Below are 15,714 nucleotides of genomic sequence, written 5' to 3'. Positions count from 1 at the left end.
TGATAAAGCCCGCACCCGTAGTGCTTGGGGCGCAGGCTAAATCTGCAGCTCGTCGTTAGCCTCAGCTCGCCTTTGGCCGCCAGACGATGTCCGTGACGTTGAGCTTCCTCGGGACAATGCCGAGATTGTAGAATTCGTCGGCCAATCCCTGCTGGTACGACACCGCCGCATCGGTGATGGTCGAGACTCCGCCGAGATCGGCACCCGGACGCGTCAGCGTCACCCGCGTCACATCGGCCGGAACGCCGGTGATTTCGGAGAGTGCAGCAACCGTGTCGTCCAGATTCTTTTGCGCCGCGACGCCCACCTTTGCCAACTCGTCGATAACATCGACGACGACCTGCGGATTATCCTTGGTAAAATCGCCGTTCGCCAGGAAATAGCTGAAGGAATCGACGATACCTCGCGCCGTCGTCAGGATGCGTGTGTCCGGGTCCGCCTCGGCGATTGCAAGATAGGGGTCCCAGATAGACCAGGCATCGATGGCACCGGTCTTGAAAGCCGCTGAGGCGTCCGGCGGCGCAAGATCGAGCGCCTGAACATCGCCGACCGCCAGCCCGCCTTTGCGCAGTGCCTTGACGGTGACATTATGGGCGCTGGAACCGCGCTTGAAGGCAACCTTCTTTCCCTTGAGATCGGCAAGCGTCTGGATCGGCGAATCCTTGCGCACGAGAATGGCGGAGCTTTCCGGGCTGCCGGTATAAAGGCCGACATAGAGCAAGTTGCCATTGGCGGCCTGGGCAAAGAGCGGCGGCACATCGCCGGTGGCGCCGAAATCCAGAGCTCCGGCGCCGAGCGCTTCCAACAATGGCGGGCCGGATGTGAACTCCGACCATTCGACGGAGATGCCACGATCGGACAGTCGCTTTTCGAGCGCTCCCTTGCGTTTCGCCAAAGCCAATACGCCATTCTTCTGCCAACCAATGCGAAGCGTCGTCGCGGTCGCCGCCCGCGCCGGCCGGATGGAAGGCAACGCGAAGGCCGCCGCCGTAGCCCCGAGAAGGCCGAGTGTCTGTCTGCGCGAAATCATCGAAGATCCCCTTATTCATAAGGCCTCGGCGCTTCCGCTGCCATTGGCTCGTTGTCGATAATTTAAGATCGCAAATCCATAGATTATATCGACAAAGGATATTATGAAGATTCGCAGCGAGAGCGAAATTTCATTCCGGTAAATGAAAAAATTTGAAATCAGATTTCAAATCATATGCCATGGTGACAAGTTGCCCGACAAATCGGTCTTTCGTCGCTTTGGCCTTTCGGCTAAGCCTTCGAAACAAATTCGGTCATGGAGTTATGAAATGGCAAAGGTCTCATTCATCGGTATGGGCGTCATGGGTTATCCCATGGCCGGGCATTTGAAGGTCAAGGGCGGGCATGACGTCACCGTGTATAACCGCACCATCGCCAAGGCCGAGGCTTGGGCCAAACAATATAATGGCAAGTTTGCCCCTACCCCGGCCGAGGCTGCCGACGGCGCAGAGTTCGTCTTCACCTGCGTCGGCAATGACGACGACTTGCGCTCGGTGACCATAGGCGAGAACGGCGTCCTTTCAACCATGAAGGCGGGCTCCATACTCATCGACAATACGACCGCAAGCGCCGAAGTTGCCCGCGAGCTTTATGCCGCCGCCAAGGAAAAGGGCATCGACTTCATCGATGCTCCGGTTTCTGGCGGACAGGCAGGCGCGGAAAACGGCGTATTGACCGTCATGTGCGGTGGTGATGAGGCCGTGTTCGAGAAGGCCCGCCCCGCCATCGACGCCTATGCCCGCATGGTCGGCCTGATGGGGCCTGTCGGCGCGGGACAGCTGACCAAGATGATCAACCAGATCTGCATTGCCGGCATCGTCCAGGGCCTGGCGGAAGGCATTCATTTCGGTAAGCAGGCAGGGCTCGATATCGAAAAGGTCGTTGAGGTCATTTCCAAGGGTGCCGCCGGCTCCTGGCAGATGGAAAACCGCCACAAGACGATGAACTCAGGCAAATATGATTTCGGCTTTGCGGTCGACTGGATGCGCAAGGATCTCGGCATCGTGCTGGAGGAAGCGCGCCGCAATCAGGCAAAGCTGCCGCTCACGGCCCTCGTTGATCAGTTCTACGGCGACGTCCAGGCGATGGGAGGCAATCGCTGGGATACCTCCTCGCTGCTCGCGCGTCTGGACAAGAAGTAAAGAGCGCCGGAAAATCGGCGACTTCTGCTGAGCGCCTCATGAAAGCGGCGCTCAGTCCATGTCAATCCTCGTTGGACTTGGCATTTTCCAGCAGCATGTAATCCAGCGGCAATTCCGTCGAATACTTGATCTGCTCCATCGCAAAAGCCGAAGAGACATCGCGGATTTCGATCTTGGCGATCATGCGCTTGTAGAAGGCGTCGTAAGCCGCGATATCTGGAACGACGACACGCAGCAGATAGTCGACATCGCCGCTCATGCGATAGAATTCGACCACTTCCGGAAAATCGGCGATCACTTCCGAAAAGCGCTTCAACCATTCGATGGAGTGGCTGTTGGTGCGGATGGACACGAAAACCGTGACCTTCGTGTTGACCTTTTCCGGATCAAGCAGGGCCACACGGCGGCGAATGACGCCATCCTCTTCCATCTTCTGGATACGGCGCCAGCAAGGCGTCGTCGAGAGGCCGACCTTTTTGGCAAGATCGGCTACGGCCAGAGTGGAATCCTCCTGCAGCAGGCGCAGGATTTTGCGGTCTAGACGGTCCATTAAAAGCATCCCTTCGAATTATATTCTCTCTATAGCCTATTTTAAGCGAGAGAAAAGAAACTTTTTCTCAAGGAAGCAGGCTTTTCACACGTTGTTGTAAGACTGGAAGCAATTCGGCCTCGAACCACGGGTTACGTTTCAGCCAGCCGCTGTTGCGCCAACTCGGATGCGGCAATGGCAGGACGGACGGCGACCGGTTGGTTAGAAGGTAGCGCCGCCACTCCGCGACCGTCTCGGTCATCGAACCCATGCGCTCCGCCCCTAGATGCCAGGCTTGCGCATATTGACCGATCGTCAGGATCAATTCGATCTGCGGCATCGCATCCATCGCCCGCTGCCGCCACAATGGTGCACACTCCTTGCGCGGCGGCAGATCGCTCCCCGCCTTGTCATAGCCCGGAAAGCAAAAACCCATGCCCATTATGGCGAAGTGGTCCGGATTGTAGAAACTCTCGCGATCCACAGCGAGCCACTGACGCAAACGGTCGCCCGAGGCATCGTTGAAGGGCAGACCGCTCTCGTGAACGCGCAATCCCGGCGCCTGCCCCGCGATGAGTATCCGCGCAGTCGATGATAGTGTCGCAACCGGACGCGGCTCGTGCGGCAAACGATCCGCGTCGCCTTTGGCCGGCGCATCCCGACAGAGGCGACAGGCTGCAATCGCCGAACGCAGGATCTGCAATTCGCTCTCCTGCTTCATGGGGCGCTCCATCCGACAAGCTGGCGCAAATAGCTGAACCATCCGGCAATCGGATCATTGTCATTGCCATCAGCCATACGCTCCTCGCGCCGATAGTCGCTAGGCTTCTCGAAATCACTGGCCCAAAGCCCGGCTTTCGCCTGCCTTGCGCTCCGTTCCTCGCTGGCATAGGCACCGTAGGAAACCGCCATGCCATTGCGCACCATCGCAGCGTTGATATCGAGATCGCCGGCGACACATGTCACCAGCAGGCGACCATACCGATCCCTTTCCTGCCCCCTGCATTCGGGCGATCCGGTCTTAATCATTGTGGCAAGCGCCTTGCGTGCTTCTTCGCCGCAGGCCCAATCCGCACCATCGCGCCGGCAGCGCTGCCGATATTCGGGAGCATCGATACCTTTCAGTCTCAAACGCTCGCCATTGGCGGAAAGCGTGTCACCGTCGATGACATAAAAGCTGCCGTTTTGAACGATTTCCGGTCGATTGTTCATCTTCAACGCGAATAATGCAAGAATAGCAAGCAGCGCGAACGTGACCACGCCGTCACGAAACAGGCGGCGCGACCGCATCACGTTGTTGCCTCCTTTAAGAACAAATCCTTGGCGAAGATGGCAAACAAATCATTTCGGCGCAGCATCTTCTTAAGGTTTGGACGCTAGTGTGTAGTCTCAGGCAGGCCAAGTTTCAATGTAACCATGAGCACCGGCGTCAGCACATCGACAGATAAAAACATTGTCGACCGATCGCGCAGTCACCGTAACCGGGCTGTGTCGAAGGCCGTGCGGCAAACGCGTGAGCGCCTGCAGAGCGGCCATAGCCGCAATTTCGACCTCGAACTGATGATGATGCATATCGACACCTTGCGGCAGAGTGCCGCCGTCGTGCCGATCTTCGTCATCGTCGTTGCCGTTCTCGGCGTCTATCTGACGCGTGATACGGGCATTCTCTTCTGGACTATTCCGATCCTGACGGCGCATGCCATCAACATGCTGATAGGGCGGCGCGCCAAAAAGCAGGAAATGTCAGTCGAAAGCGCCAGGAAATGGCGCCAGTTGCTATTGCTCGGGCAATTGCTCGTCGGCTTCTGTTGGGCGCTCTTCGCCATCCAGAATTGCTCGACCTGTGGCGGCGACAGTTTCGCCTTCTACAAGGGCACGACCCTGCTCGTGGCGATCTGCATCACGGCAATGTCCAGCTTCATGCTGCCGCGGGCAGTCCCGTTTTCCTTCGCACCGGCGACCGTAGCACTGGTCGTGACTGCCGTCCTGACGCGAAGGCCTTCCGATATTGCGCTCACTGCAGCCATTTCGGTTGCCGTGATATTCTTCAGCTTCATCACCAACCGCATGTATCAGTCGAACCTGAAGATCCTCTTCTTCCAATCGGAGAAGGACGATCTGATTGCCGAACTGGAAGTCGCGAAGTCGATGTCGGACGAGGCGCGCCGGCGTGCCGAGGAGGCAAACCTTGCCAAGTCGCGCTTCCTCGCATCCATGTCTCATGAGCTCAGAACCCCGCTCAATGCCATTCTCGGCTTTTCCGAAGTCATGTCGGCCGAGGTCATGGGGCCGCTCAACAATCCCACCTATCGCGAATACACCACCGATATCCATCGATCCGGCCAGCACCTGCTCAACTTGATCAACGAAATCCTCGACCTCTCGCGCATCGAGGCCGGCAAATACGAATTGAACGAGGAAGCGATTTCCCTCCTCGATATTGCCGAGGATTGCATCGGCATGGTGCAGTTGCGCGCACGCGCCAAGAATATTTCGATCTCGTCGCAATTCGAAGCGCAGCTGCCCTCGGTCTGGGCCGACGAGAAATCGATGCGCCAGGTGATCCTCAATCTCCTGTCGAACGCGGTGAAATTCACGCCGCAAGGCGGCGAGATTAGCGTCAAGGTCGGCTGGACCGCCGGCGGCGGGGAATATGTGGCGATCAAGGACAACGGCCCGGGCATCCCCGAAGAGGAGATCCCGATTGTCCTGTCCGCCTTCGGCCAGGGCTCCATCGCCATCAAGAGCGCCGAACAGGGCACAGGCCTCGGCCTGCCGATCGTACAGGCCATTCTTGCCAAGCATGACGGTCAGTTCATGCTGAAATCAAAGCTGCGCGAAGGCACGGAAGTCATTGCCATATTGCCGGCAAAGCGCGTCCTTCAAAGCCTGCCGGCAGTCGAAGACGCTCCTCTTGTCGAGCGCCGCAAGAAGAGCTTCGCTTAAACGAAGCTCGGGTGCCGGCCACTAGAGCGCGTCAGCTTTTCACGGAATCTCTGAACCGCTCTATCTCTTTGTTTTCACGCAATTCCGGACGGAAAGCCGCTACGCATTTTTCCTGGAATTGCTCTAGCGGAACAGCAGATGGCTGCCGATGACATAAAGAAGGTAGATGCCGGACGCGACCAGCATGCAGAGAACGGCAAACGAGCCGAGATCCTTGGCATGTTTGCCGACGTTGGAAATCTCCGGCGAAATCCGGTCGATCACCTCTTCCACCGCCGTATTCATCGCCTCGACGGCGAATACGGCGAGGAACAGAACCATCGCGATGACAATCTCACCGATGGTCGCGCCGACGGCAATCAACAGGATCAGTCCAACCCCGGCAAAAAGGAGCTCTTGTCGAAAGGCCGATTCCTGCAACAACCGCTGAAATCCGCCCCAGGAATAGCCGGCAGCGGCGAAAAAGTGCCGAATGCCGGTCTCTTTGTTGACCGCTGATTTTGAAAACTCAGCCATTCGCGCTCCGCCCGTATTGTCCCGGTTGCAATCTGGATGCTTTGCGAATACCGCCTCACCGTGGGCGAAGCAAGGCGACACCTCTCGCCACCTTCAAAATTCATTGCAGATTTATGACGAAAAACCGATCATCTACAGGAAATTTAGCGGCGAAACGCTTATTTCAACGTCCCGCCGCTCCGATTTTCTAATGCTTGTTCGTAACGCCAGCGCTTTCGAAGGTCGCCATGCCCGAATGGCAGGCGGCCGCAGCCTTGACGATGCCGGCGGCCAACGCTGCTCCCGTGCCTTCGCCAAGTCGCATGCCGAGCGCCAGAAGCGGCGTCTTTCCGAGCTTTTCAATGGAGCGCAGATGGCCCGGCTCCGCCGAGACGTGCCCGATCAGGCAATGGTCGAGAGCTGAGGGATTGGCAGCCTTGAGAATGGAAGCCGCAGCCGTCGCGACATAGCCGTCGATGATGACGGGGATGCGCTCCATGCGCGCCGCAAGGATGGCACCGGCCATGGCGGCGATCTCGCGGCCGCCAAGGCGGCGCAGGATTTCCAGCGGATCGTTGAGATGATCGCGATGCAGCGCCACCGCCTTCTCGACGGCGGCAACCTTGCGCTTCAGCATCTCGCCTTCGGAGCCGGTGCCGGGACCGACCCAGTCTTCAGCCTTGCCGCCATAGAGCGCGTAATGAATGGCCGCGGCGATCGTGGTGTTACCGATGCCCATCTCGCCGATGCAGAGCAAATCCGTACCGCCGGCAATCGCCTCCATGCCGAAGGCCATGGTAGCCGCACAATCGCGCTCGCTGAGCGCCGGCTCTTCGGTGATATCAGCAGTCGGAAAATCGAGTGCGAGGTCGAAGACCTTGAGGCCGAGGTCATAGGCGACGCAGATTTGATTGATCGCAGCGCCGCCGGCCGCGAAATTTTCCACCATCTGCTGCGTGACGGACGGCGGAAACGGCGTAATTCCTTGCTTGGTGACACCGTGATTGCCGGCAAAGATCGCAACGAGCGGCCGGGTGACGGCCGGCGGACGACCGGTCCAGGCGGCCAGCCAGAAAGCGATCTCCTCGAGCCTTCCAAGCGCGCCCGGCGGCTTGGTGAGCTGCGCATCACGTTCGCGCGCTGCCACGAGCGCCCGGGCATCCGGGCCTGGGAGGTCGCGCAGCAATGCGCGGAAATCGTCGAATGGGAGGCCGCTGACGCTCATGAATGCGTTCCTTGTCTTTTGGTCTCAAATCGGGTTCTTTGCGTGCGACTCTATTAGTCCTGGGAATCGGCGCGAACAACTCCAAAAAGCGCCCGATGCTGTCGCGCGTATGGCGGGGAGAGGAAGAAATGCGGGAATATATGCGTGACATCGCACGCGCCGTCGCTTTCTTGAGCCGCGTTCCCGTACCAGCGTCCTTCTTCGAGGGCGACGATGGCAAGCTCTCGCGCGTTTCACGCGCTTTTCCTGTCGCTGGCCTGCTGATCGCCCTGCCCTCGGCGTTGACGTTCAGCGTGCTGCTCGCCCTCAATGGGGATCCATTGATGGCCGCATTGCTGGCCATTGCCGTGCAGACGATCCTGACCGGCGCCCTTCATGAAGACGGGCTCAGCGACACGGCAGATGGATTGGGCGGCGGCAAGAACCGCGAGCGCGCACTCGAAATCATGAAGGACAGCCGTATCGGCACTTACGGGGCGGCGGCATTGATACTGTCGTTCGGGTTGCGGGCGGCGGCGCTTGCCGCCATTGCCCGACATCTTCCGCCTGAGGATGCGGCCGTCGCAATCCTCGCCGCAGCCACCTTGAGCCGCGGTGCCATGGTCTGGCATTGGTACACCCTGCCATCAGCCAAACCGGATGGGATCGCGGCATCGGCAGGCAAGCCGGACGGCGATGCGATGCAGCTGGCATTGATTGCGACACTCGGCCTTGCGATACTGCTTGTCGGTCCTGCCATGGGTGTTCCGGCGCTGGTTGGCTGCCTTCTCACGACAAGCGTCGCGACATTTCTTGCCACCCGATATGTCCGCCAGAAACTGGGCGGACACACGGGCGATACGATCGGCGCGACCCAGCAGATTTGCGAGATCGCATCCCTCTGTACTCTTGCCATGTGCGTTTGAAGCATCGATATATGATCCCATGCTGACACCTTGCATCCTCGTCTGCTCCATCGACCAAAATACCGGCTATTGCTTCGGTTGCGGCCGCACATCAGCCGAAATCGGTGCGTGGATGAACTACAGCGACGACGAACGGCGTGAGATCATGAAGATGCTTCCGGAGCGCCTGACGAAGGTCGAGCGCAAGCCGCGCCGGGAGACCCGCCGCCAAAGAATGGCACGGGAGCGCAGTGCCGTATGAACCGCCTGAACATCGTTCTCGCCATTCTCGGCATCGGCCTCGCACTGCTCATCTTCAACAATAACACCGGCTCCACCTTCGGCATACGCAACGACGACTTCGCGCGTGTCGTCTATCTCCTGCCGATCGCCCTGATGATGAGCGCCGCCGTCTGGGCGAGCCGGCATACGGTCAGCCAGTCGATCCGCAATCTCCTGATCTGGTTCGTCATCATCATGGCGCTCGCGACCGCCTATATTTACCGCTACGATGCCGAGCAGGTCGGCAACCGCGTCTTCGCCGGCTTGATGCCCGGCCATGCCGTCGTCGTCACCACGAGCGAAGGCGGGCAGGAAGTCATCCTCCACAAGCGGTCGAGCGGGCATTTCGAAGCGCGAGTCATGATCAATGGCCAGCCGATCGACATGCTGATCGACACCGGCGCCAGCACCATCGCCTTGTCGCAGGAGGACGCCGAGCGCGTCGGCATCATTCCGGAAAATCTGACCTATTCGCAGACGGTGTTGACCGCCAACGGTCGCGCAAGGGCAGCACCTGTGGAACTCGGCTCCGTGGCAATCGGCCCGATCAAGCGCAGGGATGTCGAGGCGAGCGTGGCCGAAGCGGGTAAGCTCGATCAGAGCCTGCTCGGTATGAGCTTTCTCGAAACACTGGGGTCGATGCAGATGCAAACCGACGAGCTTCGGCTGCGCGACTGAGGCAGGCGAATAATCGGCTCGATAGTTCGGCGGGGACCGAAGCATTCCTCGTCCTTTTCGCTCTAAAAGACGGGCATATCCGAACCGCATGAAGAGTGAGACATCATGGCGCCCGCAAAGTCAAACATAACGACGGAACTTCTACTTCTCCTCGCCCTCGCCACCTGCTGGGGCGCCTCCTACACCTTCATCCGCGTCGGGGTAGCAACCATTCCGCCGATCACGCTGATCGCCGCCCGCACCTTGATTGCCGGTCTTGTCCTGCTTGCGATCATTCGCTGGCGTGGTCTGAGCCTGCCGAAGGACGCGGCCAGCTGGAAGCGCTTTCTCATTCAATCCTGCCTCAACAGCGCCATTCCCTTCACGCTGATCGCCTGGGCGGAACAGACCGTCGATGCCGGCCTCGCGACCATACTGAATTCCACGACGCCGATTTTTGCCTTTCTGATTGCCGCCTTCCTGTTGCGCAGCGAGCCGCTGACGGGTCGCAAGCTTTTCGGCGTGGCTGCAGGCATGGCCGGTATCTGCCTGATCATCGGCCTCGATGCGCTCCATGGAATGGGCCGTCAGCTGCTGCCGCAGCTCGCCGTCGTCGCGGCATCGATCTGCTATGCCTGCGCCGCACTGTTCGGCCGAAATTTCAAGGGGCTGGACCCGATGATGCCGGCCGCCGGCTCGTTGCTTTGCGGTGCCGCTCTCCTGATCCCGGCGAGCCTTATTGTCGAACAGCCCTGGCAGATCGCGCCGTCGACAGCGTCGGTCCTGGCATTGCTCGGCCTGTCGGTCGTCTCCACCGCGCTTGCCTTCAGCATCTATTTCCGGCTTATCCAGACCCTTGGCTCGGTCGGCACGACAGCACAAGCCTATCTGCGCGTCCCGATCGGCGTCGCCATCGGCGTCACCTTCCTTGGCGAACCTGTCTCTCCGACGGCAGCCATAGGTCTTGTCTGTGTCGTTGCAGGCGTCATGGCCATGACCATTGCACCGCGCAAGCGGATCGCAGCCTGAGAAAATCGCCGTTCATCGGCTTGCATGGGATAATCAGATCAGAACGGACAAGTCGTCCCACGCGAAAATGAAATTGTCGGAGCGCCAGACCGGACCCGGATCCGTGTACCGGCCGATCAATTGCCCTCCGAGTGCACGATAGAAGGCGATCGCCGGTTCATTGCCGACTACCACGCCAAGCGCCGCGCCCGAATAGCCCATGGATAAAAGTTCCCGCGCCAATTCTCGCATCAGACGGCGGCCAAGTCCCTGGCGTTTGATGGAAGCATCGATATAGAGCGACTTGATCTCGCCTCGCCCCTCGAATATGGCATCGGACGGTGCATTGATCGCGCCAATACCGACAAGCCGCCCGCCGTGCTCAGCCAGAAGCACGCGCTGATCCCTGCGGGGATTTGCGAGCATATCAGCCCATCGCAGACGGCGAAAATCCTCATCAAGAGCCTGATAAATTTCTGCAGACACTAGGTCGCGATAGGTGTCGCACCAGATCGCGCGATGCAGCCTCGCTATCTCGGCGACATCGTTGGCAAGAGCAGGCCTGATCGCAATTTCCATCGTCACCCTACACTCCCCTGGACAATGCTGCGCAGGGCGCCAACAAGGTAGAGCGAGCCCGTCACAAGGATCCACCCGCCGCATTCGGAAGCCTTGGTGACAGCTCGATCCAGCGCCTTGTTCGGGTCAGGCTCGGATTCACAAGCCATACCCATCGAGATCGCCAATGCCTCAAGCTCCGTTGCCGCATGGGCGCGACCCGATCCGGACGCTTCCGTAAAAACTGCATGGGCCACGTATCGCGAGAGCACGTTCAAGAAGCCGGGTGCATCCTTGTCGGATGCAAGCGCGACGACGGCGACGCAATTGCCGCTGACACTGGACGAGCGCGTGATATCGCGAAGCACAGCCTCGATATTGAACGGCACATGCGCGCCATCCATGATGACGGGCAAGCTCTGTCGCCCGCTTCGCAGTGTGAGTGATAGGGCAAGGTCGAAGCGCTCCATCCGCCCCGGCAGCCGCGCCTTGTCGATAACGGCCGGTTCGAGCAGCCACGCGCCGATCGGCTGGCCCTTTTTGCTTGCCGCCTGCACGCTCTCGCCTTGTCGTCCCAGATGATCGAACACAAGGCCGACCAGCGAGATATTCGTCTCAGCAATCGTCGCATCTTCGGGAAGATCGGTTCGCAGGACCTTGCAGCCAAGCTCATCGGCACGCTGCTGCAAGACCTTTCCCGCAGCATCGTCAATGGCAAGCGTGGTGGCAAGCGTGGCGCCGGGCTTCAATATGCCGACCTTCTCGCCGGCGATCGCCTCGCGCGTGACCCCAAGAATTTCCGTGTGCTCCAGCCCGATATTGGTGACGATGGCCACTTCACCGAAGACGACATTGGTGGAATCCAGCCTGCCGCCAAGGCCGACCTCGACAATGGCCCAGTTCAAGCCGACCTCTTTGAACACGACGAATGCAGCGGCCGTAACCACATCGAACCAGGTGGCATCTTCGCCGGCCGTGGCTGCCTGCTTGGCGCCTTCGTAGCCGTCCAGAACCTGCATGATCGCTGACGCCAGTACATCATCTTCGACTTCCTGGCCGAGAACACTGACACGCTCGTTCACCCGGTCGACATGCGGTGATGCATAGCGACCGACCCGCCAGCCGGCCCGCAGCAATCCGGCCTCGAGGAGCGCAGAAACCGATCCCTTGCCCTTGGTGCCGGCGACATGGATGGCGCGAAAGCTTCGATGCGGATTACCCAAACGCTGCATGAGATCGAGCATGGGCTCAAGCCCGACCCGCATCTCCCCGCGCGGCTTGCGCTCCCAGTTGGTCAGTTGATCGAGCCGGGAAAGTGCTTGGGATAGCGGCTGGCTGGGATGGGATTGCGGCATGATATACCTTCGGCAGGATTTCAGACTGATATGAGCGAGCGGCACGGCGAAACATAGCCTTCGACCTTACCGTCATAACTTCAAATCCATGAGTTCCATGCCGCAGCGAATGCCGCAAGAGCCTAAATTTTCGCTTCTGTCCAGCCAATGCCTTCGAGCAGATTCGGGCTTATTGCAATCAGGCCGAAAGGCCCTCGCCGAGCAGGGATCGGCGGGAGCCATGCACTGTTTACACGGTAACGACGATCTTTCCGATCTGCTCATTGCTTTCAAGGAAGCGTGTTGCATCTTGAATTTGCTCAAAAGCGAAGGTGCGCGAAATGAAGGGATCGAGCACTCCGGACTCGAGGCCTTCATTGATAAAGGTCTTTGCACGGTCGAGAATGGCATCGTCGGATACGATTTCCGTATAGAGATAACCCTTCAGGGTGAGGCTTTTCCCTAAGACCGCAAATTGCGGGAAAGGTCCTTCCTCCGCGCTGAGCGCGCCATATTCCAGCAGAATGCCGCCGACCGCCATGCACTCTGCAAGCTGGGCGATGGCTGGCCCGCCAATGGGGTCGAACACGACGCGTGCGCCCTTGCCGTCGGTGATATCCCTCACCCGCGCGGTCAGGTCTTCTTCCGCCGTTGCAATCACATGATGCGCGCCGGCTTTGCGTAGAGCTTCGACCTTGGCGCTGGTGCGGGTCGTGGCAATCACCGTCGCCCCGACGCTGCGCGCGATCTGAAACGCGGCAATGCCGACGCTGCTCGACGCGGCGGAAACAATCACGAAATCATTGCTTGAAAGCTTCGCCTGTTCGATCAACGCGCCCCAGGCCGTAATATACTGCATCCACGATGCTGCAGCCTGCTCGAACGAGAGTTTCGCCGGATGCTTGACGACGTGACGGGCGGGCACATTGATGACTTCGCCATAGGTGCCCCAACGGGCCATATCCAGCGTCGGAATGACGCTGACCGCATCACCCTCGCCAAATCCGTTCACGCCGCTGCCGAGGGCCTTGATGGTACCGGCGGCCTCATAACCAAGCCTTGAAGGAAATTCGGCTTCTTGAAGATAGGCGTGGCGACGGAACATGACTTCCGCGCGGTTGAGACCAATGGCCCTTACCGCGATCTGCACCTCATCGGCGGCTGGCGGCGCAACCTCGATGTCGTCGATCTGCAGCACATCAGGCTCACCATATTCGTGAAAACGTACAACTCTGGTCATGCTTCATTCTCCTTGCATGTTTCCGTCGCGCGCTCGTAGGTGGCGCAACAGGTCACAGGCATTTGGCGAGTAGCGGCCAGAATGAAAATACGGTAGTCAAAAGCATATAGTGCTCAAAAGTATACCGTCGCGAGGCCGAAGATGAACAAGGACAGGAACTATGACGAAGTGCCCGGTTGCACCATGTATGCGGCACTCAATCTCATCAGCGGCAAATGGAAAGGCATGATCCTTTATCACCTGCTCGACGGCACTCTTCGATTCAATGCCCTCAAAAGAGAGCTCGGAGATTGTTCGCAGCGCCTTCTGATCAAGCAACTTCGGGAGCTCGAAGAGGATGGTCTTGTCGAGCGCAAGGTATTCGCCGTCATCCCGCCGAAGGTGGAATATTCGATCACCGAGGAAGGCCGGACGCTCGCGCCCATATTGCTGGGTCTCAGGGACTGGGGGCATGGATGGCTGACGCGACGCAACCTGGTTGCTCGCGACGATCATCTGCCGAAGACACGCACGGGAGTTTCATCCGCTGCTTGATTGATGTCTCGGTTCGGCGAACAGCGCGAAATGTCCGTTCGCAGCGCAAACTTGCAGTGACCCTCATCAGTTCCTCAAGCGATATCCCGTCCTGAAAATCCATCCGAGGACGGCCAAACAGATGACGAGGAAAAGCGTGATCATGGCAAGGCTCAGCACCGGATTGACGTCGGCGATGCCATAGAAGCTCCAGCGGAAGCCGCTGACCAGATAGAGAACCGGGTTGAGATGGCTGACCGCCTGCCAGAAAGGCGGCAGCATGTTGATCGAATAGAAGCTGCCGCCAAGGAAGGTCAGCGGCGGCACGACCAGCATCGGTATCAGGTTCAGCTGCTCGAAATTTCCGGCCCAGATGCCGATCATGAAGCCGAACAGGCTGAAGGTGACCGCCGTCAGCACGAAGAACAGGATCATCATGAACGGATGCTCGATCCTGATCTCGACGAAGAAGCTCGCCGTCGCCAGGATGATCAGGCCGATCAGCATTCCCTTGGTCGCCGCCGCCCCCACATAGCCGAGAACGATCTCGGTCATGGCGACAGGCGCCGACAGCACCTCGTAGATCGTGCCCGTGAATTTCGGGAAATAAATGCCGAAGGAGCCGTTGCTGATGCACTGGCCAAGCAAGGTCAGCATGATCAGGCCGGGCGTGATGAACGCGCCGTAGGAAACGCCCTCGACCAGGTTGATGCGCGATCCGATCGCCGCACCGAAAACGATGAAATAAAGCGATGTTGAGATGACCGGCGAAACGACGCTCTGCAGCAGGGTGCGGCGCGTGCGGGCCATTTCGAAAGCGTAGATGGATTTGACCGCTTCGAAGTTCATTTGCCTGCCTCCACCAGCGAGACGAAAATATCCTCGAGCGAGCTCTGGCGCGTCGAAAGATCCTTGAAATGAATTCCCTGCTCAGCGAGCTTCGACAGCAGCGCCGCGATGCTCGACTGTTCGTGCTGTGCATCGAAATCATAAATGAGCGTCAGGCCGTTCGGCCCCAGCGAAAGCCCGTTGCCGTCGAGAGACTGCGGTACGGCGCCGAGCGGTTCGTTGAGATCGAGGATGAGCTGCTTGCGGCCGAGCTTGGCCATCAGCGCCCTCTTCTCCTCCACCAGCAGCAGCTCGCCGCCATTGATGACGCCGACGCGATCGGCCGCTTCTTCGGCCTCTTCGATGTAGTGTGTCGTCAGAATGATGGTAACACCGGACGCGCGCAGGCGCTCGACCACATGCCACATGTCCTTGCGCAACGTCACGTCGACACCGGCGGTCGGCTCGTCGAGGAACAGGATCTCAGGCTCATGCGACAGCGCCTTGGCGATCAGCACGCGCCGCTTCATGCCGCCGGAAAGCTGGCGAAGCATGTTGTCCTTCTTCTCCCAGAGCGAGAGATCCCGCAGTACCTTCTCGATGTATTCGGGGTTTGGCTTCTTTCCATGAAGCCCCCGCGAGAAGCTCACCGTGTTCCAGACGGTTTCGAACTGATCGGTCGTCAACTCCTGCGGCACGAGGCCGATCAGGCTGCGCGTGGCGCGGAAATCGCGCACGACATCATGACCGCCGACGGTCACCGTCCCGCCGCTCGGATTGGCAATCCCGCAGACAATGGAAATCAGCGTCGTCTTGCCCGCACCATTCGGCCCCAACAGCGCCAGGATTTCGCCCCGCTCGATGTCGAGGTCGATGCCCTTGAGCGCCTGGAATCCGTTGGCATAGGTTTTCGTCAGATTGCGTATGGAAATAATCGCAGCCATAGTCAGGCAAAGTCCGGCTTTTGTGATGAATTTCGCGGCGTTTGCCCGCTATATAGCCGGTCTTGGGCTTTTACCACCCCACGGTAGTGAAACACAGCGT

At 59.2% G+C, this 15,714-nt stretch carries 18 protein-coding genes; 7 read left to right on the top strand and 11 right to left on the bottom strand.

The window, feature by feature from the left end; genetic code table 11:
* Positions 1 to 61 precede the first annotated feature (61 nt).
* Positions 62 to 1,030, bottom strand: a complete 969-nt coding sequence (locus GA0061103_RS25835; protein ID WP_092716226.1) for an aliphatic sulfonate ABC transporter substrate-binding protein — start codon at positions 1,028 to 1,030, stop codon at positions 62 to 64.
* Positions 1,031 to 1,298: 268 nt separating this feature from the next.
* Here GA0061103_RS25835 and GA0061103_RS25830 point away from each other — a divergent pair, with 268 nt between their 5' ends.
* Positions 1,299 to 2,171 carry an NAD(P)-dependent oxidoreductase gene (locus GA0061103_RS25830; protein WP_092716225.1) on the top strand — a complete coding sequence of 291 codons (873 nt, stop codon included), beginning with the start codon at positions 1,299 to 1,301 and terminating at the stop codon, positions 2,169 to 2,171.
* A gap of 61 nt (positions 2,172 to 2,232) precedes the next feature.
* Here GA0061103_RS25830 and GA0061103_RS25825 read toward each other — a convergent pair whose 3' ends face one another.
* The 3 genes from GA0061103_RS25825 to GA0061103_RS25815 form a co-directional block, all read right to left on the bottom strand.
* Complete coding sequence (locus tag GA0061103_RS25825) at positions 2,233 to 2,721, bottom strand: Lrp/AsnC family transcriptional regulator (RefSeq protein WP_069613098.1); 489 nt, start codon at positions 2,719 to 2,721, stop codon at positions 2,233 to 2,235.
* 67 nt (positions 2,722 to 2,788) lie between these two features.
* The gene (locus tag GA0061103_RS25820) at positions 2,789 to 3,421 is read right to left on the bottom strand and encodes a uracil-DNA glycosylase family protein (RefSeq protein WP_092716223.1); all 633 of its coding nucleotides are present in this window, start codon (positions 3,419 to 3,421) and stop codon (positions 2,789 to 2,791) included.
* Complete coding sequence (locus GA0061103_RS25815; protein ID WP_092716221.1) at positions 3,418 to 3,993, bottom strand: thermonuclease family protein; 576 nt, start codon at positions 3,991 to 3,993, stop codon at positions 3,418 to 3,420. Before GA0061103_RS25815 ends, GA0061103_RS25820 begins: the two co-directional genes overlap by 4 nt.
* 123 nt (positions 3,994 to 4,116) lie before the next feature.
* Between GA0061103_RS25815 and GA0061103_RS25810 the strand changes: the two genes are divergently transcribed.
* Positions 4,117 to 5,646 carry a sensor histidine kinase gene (locus GA0061103_RS25810; RefSeq protein ID WP_092716220.1) on the top strand — a complete coding sequence of 510 codons (1,530 nt, stop codon included), beginning with the start codon at positions 4,117 to 4,119 and terminating at the stop codon, positions 5,644 to 5,646.
* A gap of 123 nt (positions 5,647 to 5,769) precedes the next feature.
* Here the strand turns inward: GA0061103_RS25810 and GA0061103_RS25805 are convergent, their stop codons facing one another.
* Together GA0061103_RS25805 and cobT are read right to left on the bottom strand one after the other, a co-directional pair.
* On the bottom strand, positions 5,770 to 6,162 hold the full coding sequence (locus GA0061103_RS25805; protein ID WP_092716218.1) for a diacylglycerol kinase: 393 nt from the start codon (positions 6,160 to 6,162) through the stop codon (positions 5,770 to 5,772).
* 187 nt (positions 6,163 to 6,349) lie between these two features.
* Positions 6,350 to 7,366: a nicotinate-nucleotide--dimethylbenzimidazole phosphoribosyltransferase gene (gene cobT / locus GA0061103_RS25800; RefSeq protein WP_092716216.1), complete on the bottom strand. Its 1,017-nt coding sequence runs from the start codon at positions 7,364 to 7,366 to the stop codon at positions 6,350 to 6,352.
* Between the two features lie 128 nt (positions 7,367 to 7,494).
* Here cobT and GA0061103_RS25795 point away from each other — a divergent pair, with 128 nt between their 5' ends.
* The 4 genes from GA0061103_RS25795 to GA0061103_RS25780 all read left to right on the top strand — a co-directional run bounded on the left by GA0061103_RS25795 (position 7,495) and on the right by GA0061103_RS25780 (position 10,218).
* Positions 7,495 to 8,271, top strand: a complete 777-nt coding sequence (locus tag GA0061103_RS25795) for an adenosylcobinamide-GDP ribazoletransferase (RefSeq protein WP_092716214.1) — start codon at positions 7,495 to 7,497, stop codon at positions 8,269 to 8,271.
* Positions 8,272 to 8,290: 19 nt separating this feature from the next.
* Positions 8,291 to 8,512 carry a DUF1289 domain-containing protein gene (locus GA0061103_RS25790; RefSeq protein ID WP_092716212.1) on the top strand — a complete coding sequence of 74 codons (222 nt, stop codon included), beginning with the start codon at positions 8,291 to 8,293 and terminating at the stop codon, positions 8,510 to 8,512.
* Complete coding sequence (locus tag GA0061103_RS25785; protein ID WP_092716210.1) at positions 8,509 to 9,210, top strand: retropepsin-like aspartic protease family protein; 702 nt, start codon at positions 8,509 to 8,511, stop codon at positions 9,208 to 9,210. Before GA0061103_RS25790 ends, GA0061103_RS25785 begins: the two co-directional genes overlap by 4 nt.
* A 105-nt stretch (positions 9,211 to 9,315) precedes the next feature.
* Positions 9,316 to 10,218 carry a DMT family transporter gene (locus tag GA0061103_RS25780; protein ID WP_092716208.1) on the top strand — a complete coding sequence of 301 codons (903 nt, stop codon included), beginning with the start codon at positions 9,316 to 9,318 and terminating at the stop codon, positions 10,216 to 10,218.
* A gap of 33 nt (positions 10,219 to 10,251) precedes the next feature.
* On the opposite strand, the gene GA0061103_RS25775 is transcribed toward GA0061103_RS25780, so the two are convergent.
* The 3 genes from GA0061103_RS25775 to GA0061103_RS25765 form a co-directional block, all read right to left on the bottom strand.
* Positions 10,252 to 10,776: a GNAT family N-acetyltransferase gene (locus GA0061103_RS25775; RefSeq protein WP_092716206.1), complete on the bottom strand. Its 525-nt coding sequence runs from the start codon at positions 10,774 to 10,776 to the stop codon at positions 10,252 to 10,254.
* Between the two features lie 2 nt (positions 10,777 to 10,778).
* The gene (locus tag GA0061103_RS25770; protein WP_092716204.1) at positions 10,779 to 12,110 is read right to left on the bottom strand and encodes a bifunctional folylpolyglutamate synthase/dihydrofolate synthase; all 1,332 of its coding nucleotides are present in this window, start codon (positions 12,108 to 12,110) and stop codon (positions 10,779 to 10,781) included.
* Between the two features lie 229 nt (positions 12,111 to 12,339).
* On the bottom strand, positions 12,340 to 13,329 hold the full coding sequence (locus tag GA0061103_RS25765; RefSeq protein ID WP_092716202.1) for a zinc-dependent alcohol dehydrogenase family protein: 990 nt from the start codon (positions 13,327 to 13,329) through the stop codon (positions 12,340 to 12,342).
* Positions 13,330 to 13,470: 141 nt separating this feature from the next.
* Here GA0061103_RS25765 and GA0061103_RS25760 point away from each other — a divergent pair, with 141 nt between their 5' ends.
* Positions 13,471 to 13,863 (top strand): winged helix-turn-helix transcriptional regulator, encoded by a 393-nt coding sequence (locus tag GA0061103_RS25760; RefSeq protein WP_167376650.1) that lies wholly within the window; start codon positions 13,471 to 13,473, stop codon positions 13,861 to 13,863.
* A 66-nt stretch (positions 13,864 to 13,929) separates the two neighbouring features.
* On the opposite strand, the gene GA0061103_RS25755 is transcribed toward GA0061103_RS25760, so the two are convergent.
* Both GA0061103_RS25755 and GA0061103_RS25750 read right to left on the bottom strand, forming a co-directional pair.
* Positions 13,930 to 14,691: an ABC transporter permease gene (locus GA0061103_RS25755; RefSeq protein ID WP_092716198.1), complete on the bottom strand. Its 762-nt coding sequence runs from the start codon at positions 14,689 to 14,691 to the stop codon at positions 13,930 to 13,932.
* Positions 14,688 to 15,614, bottom strand: coding sequence for an ABC transporter ATP-binding protein (locus GA0061103_RS25750; protein WP_092716196.1), 927 nt, complete (start codon positions 15,612 to 15,614; stop codon positions 14,688 to 14,690). The genes GA0061103_RS25755 and GA0061103_RS25750 overlap by 4 nt, the downstream gene beginning before the upstream one ends.
* Between the last annotated feature and the right edge of the window lie 100 nt (positions 15,615 to 15,714).

The sequence above is a fragment of the Martinezella multihospitum genome, assembly GCF_900094585.1.
GTDB classification, from domain to species: Bacteria; Pseudomonadota; Alphaproteobacteria; order Rhizobiales; family Rhizobiaceae; genus Rhizobium; species Rhizobium multihospitium.
The sequence above is the reverse complement of the archived record's forward strand: the minus strand, read 5'-3'. Positions and strand labels throughout refer to the sequence as shown.

Excerpts from the sequence above, each read along its gene's own strand:
- GA0061103_RS25835 (WP_092716226.1), bottom strand. The coding sequence starts at position 1,030 with ATGATTTCGCGCAGACAGACACTCGGCCTTCTCGGGGCTACGGCGGCG.
- GA0061103_RS25830 (WP_092716225.1), top strand. The coding sequence starts at position 1,299 with ATGGCAAAGGTCTCATTCATCGGTATGGGCGTCATGGGTTATCCCATG.
- GA0061103_RS25825 (WP_069613098.1), bottom strand. The coding sequence starts at position 2,721 with ATGGACCGTCTAGACCGCAAAATCCTGCGCCTGCTGCAGGAGGATTCC.
- GA0061103_RS25820 (WP_092716223.1), bottom strand. The coding sequence starts at position 3,421 with ATGAAGCAGGAGAGCGAATTGCAGATCCTGCGTTCGGCGATTGCAGCC.
- GA0061103_RS25810 (WP_092716220.1), top strand. The coding sequence starts at position 4,117 with ATGAGCACCGGCGTCAGCACATCGACAGATAAAAACATTGTCGACCGA.
- GA0061103_RS25805 (WP_092716218.1), bottom strand. The coding sequence starts at position 6,162 with ATGGCTGAGTTTTCAAAATCAGCGGTCAACAAAGAGACCGGCATTCGG.
- cobT (WP_092716216.1), bottom strand. The coding sequence starts at position 7,366 with ATGAGCGTCAGCGGCCTCCCATTCGACGATTTCCGCGCATTGCTGCGC.
- GA0061103_RS25795 (WP_092716214.1), top strand. The coding sequence starts at position 7,495 with ATGCGGGAATATATGCGTGACATCGCACGCGCCGTCGCTTTCTTGAGC.
- GA0061103_RS25790 (WP_092716212.1), top strand. The coding sequence starts at position 8,291 with ATGCTGACACCTTGCATCCTCGTCTGCTCCATCGACCAAAATACCGGC.
- GA0061103_RS25785 (WP_092716210.1), top strand. The coding sequence starts at position 8,509 with ATGAACCGCCTGAACATCGTTCTCGCCATTCTCGGCATCGGCCTCGCA.
- GA0061103_RS25780 (WP_092716208.1), top strand. The coding sequence starts at position 9,316 with ATGGCGCCCGCAAAGTCAAACATAACGACGGAACTTCTACTTCTCCTC.
- GA0061103_RS25775 (WP_092716206.1), bottom strand. The coding sequence starts at position 10,776 with ATGGAAATTGCGATCAGGCCTGCTCTTGCCAACGATGTCGCCGAGATA.
- GA0061103_RS25770 (WP_092716204.1), bottom strand. The coding sequence starts at position 12,110 with ATGCCGCAATCCCATCCCAGCCAGCCGCTATCCCAAGCACTTTCCCGG.
- GA0061103_RS25765 (WP_092716202.1), bottom strand. The coding sequence starts at position 13,329 with ATGACCAGAGTTGTACGTTTTCACGAATATGGTGAGCCTGATGTGCTG.
- GA0061103_RS25760 (WP_167376650.1), top strand. The coding sequence starts at position 13,471 with ATGAACAAGGACAGGAACTATGACGAAGTGCCCGGTTGCACCATGTAT.
- GA0061103_RS25755 (WP_092716198.1), bottom strand. The coding sequence starts at position 14,691 with ATGAACTTCGAAGCGGTCAAATCCATCTACGCTTTCGAAATGGCCCGC.
- GA0061103_RS25750 (WP_092716196.1), bottom strand. The coding sequence starts at position 15,614 with ATGGCTGCGATTATTTCCATACGCAATCTGACGAAAACCTATGCCAAC.